The organism is Streptomyces sp. NPDC006624, assembly GCF_040611555.1.
Taxonomy (GTDB): Bacteria; Actinomycetota; Actinomycetes; order Streptomycetales; family Streptomycetaceae; genus Streptomyces.
On sequence record NZ_JBEXOM010000081.1, the window covers coordinates 1 to 1,188 of the forward strand.

The following is a 1,188-nucleotide window of genomic DNA, read 5'->3' on the forward strand; positions in this document are numbered from 1 at the left end:
CTTATAAGGACGTCGTCAACAAGGTGGCCGGCCGTGATCTTGAATTTCAACGTCAGCGCGTCTACGTCTTCCTCGAAATCAAGGAAAAGTGACTCAGCCCGAGCGCCGATCATGTAGAAGTCGCTTGTACGGACTCTAGCCTCGACGTCTCCTTCTTCACGAAGCCAATAGGCCTCTTGGCTGGAAATGGGTGGGTACACTAGCTCGACAGCCGTGAAGTTTGTCTTATCCATGAGTCCAATCTCCGAAGATGACGACCGTAGGCGAATCGTCGCACTAGTTTGAGCCGAACTTGCAGCCGTCCGCTACCGGGGGGCAGTGTCATGCTCCTTCCCATGTCAGGTGGCAGCGCTGCTGAGGCCACGCATGGCCAGACGATCTTGTGCGCAGGGCGTCTCGCTAGGAACTTCGTGCCCACAGTGTCACCTCTCAACTGATATTCCGCCTAGCTTTCGATAGGATACGAAAAGAGTGAGCAGCACTTGTACCGTGCTTTCGGTGGTCATTCGCGACTAAGTTACTTGTGGCATCGTAGTAGCACGGCAATAAGCAGTTTGGGCAAGCGGCAACAAGTTCGAATTCGAGGAAAGGACATCTGGCGCATCAGTCAAGGTAGACCGGGAGTAACAAGCAGCCAGCAATGTCTGCTTCTGGCCGGAAGCGGCCAGACGAAATAGAGATGCGTGTTCGGCGGAAAATTCGGACTTGTCTGATTGACACCCGTTAGCGGCCTCTACACAGTCCCAACCACGGAGCCTCTAAACTCCGCACACAGCGGCACCCACCTCCGTAACTAGGTGGGTTTTTCATGTCCGAAGCTTGGACATGGCGACGCGTTTTCCTGCGTCGGGAGGGCGGCTAATAAAACACCCGCAAGGGGAATACGCCCGCCGGCTGTGTGCGGTTAGAGCCTCCCGACACCCCGCCGGCCGCATGCCGCGCCGCGCGGGTTTTCCGCTCAAGGACAGGAGTGCCGCGTATGCCTCGTAAATCCGACCCCGCGCCCCCGCACGAAGGGGTGGTGATGCCCATTGACGCGTTCGAAGCGCTTTCCGCTTTTCAGCAGGAGTTGCACGGGATCGTGCGGACCTTGCAGCCGGAGGTGTTGGTCGAAATCGGTTATCCCGCCGAACAGAACCACGGGTTGCTGCGGGAGGTGTTCCAAGCGCTGGCGCGACGGCTGGATCC

1 protein-coding gene is annotated in these 1,188 nt (G+C 57.7%); it reads right to left on the minus strand.

The window, feature by feature from the left end:
• Window positions 1–233 (minus strand): hypothetical protein (locus ABZY20_RS37305; protein WP_356447987.1); only part of this gene is annotated, 233 nt, incomplete at its 3' end.
• Window positions 234–1,188 lie beyond the last annotated feature (955 nt).